The sequence below is a fragment of the Streptomyces sulfonofaciens genome, assembly GCF_014656295.1.
GTDB lineage: Bacteria > Actinomycetota > Actinomycetes > Streptomycetales > Streptomycetaceae > Streptomyces > Streptomyces sulfonofaciens.
On record NZ_BNCD01000097.1, the window covers coordinates 1 to 568 of the forward strand.

General features: G+C 39.3%; 1 protein-coding gene. It reads right to left on the reverse strand.

What is annotated here, in order from left to right; all coding sequences use genetic code 11:
* Nucleotides 1–568: ribonucleotide reductase barrel domain-containing protein (locus IE313_RS36725; RefSeq protein ID WP_506005238.1), on the reverse strand; the 568-nt coding region annotated here is incomplete at both ends.

Consider the following 568-nt stretch of genomic DNA (forward strand, 5'->3'; position numbering starts at 1 on the left):
TTTGCAAATTGGTGGCTTTGACTTTGCGGTTGGGGTAGAAATTCAAATCAATCACATTGTCTAAAAGCCTAACCATGATCGGCACAACCCTTTTAATGTCTTCTTCAGTGTTGATCTTGCTTAAATTAATGCTCGCCAGATTACACACCGCCGTTTGCCCGTCTTTAGCGACTTTAGTAGCGATATAGATTTGCTTGCCCTTAAGAATATCGGTGCTAGTGAGCTTGTTGGCGCATTTAGTGATATGATTATCTGTCGTTACCAACTGCTTTTCTTCAAAAAACTCTATAGCACCATCGGTGTATTCTATTTGCATGCAGTAGTGGTTAGGCGCGGTATTTTGAAAAATCTCCGTGCACAGATTGCTGGATCGAATAATGCCTGCATGAGCGTTTGGATTGCACCGATTGGCGTTATCTTTAAAGGCTAAGAAAGGCAGGCCGGCTTCAAAATAATTCATTAAGATTTTTTTCCATAAATCTTTAGCGTTAATGTATTCTTTAATGATTTTAGGATCTTTTTCATACTCTAAGTAGCGTTTTTCAAAATCCTGCCCATAAAGCTCAGT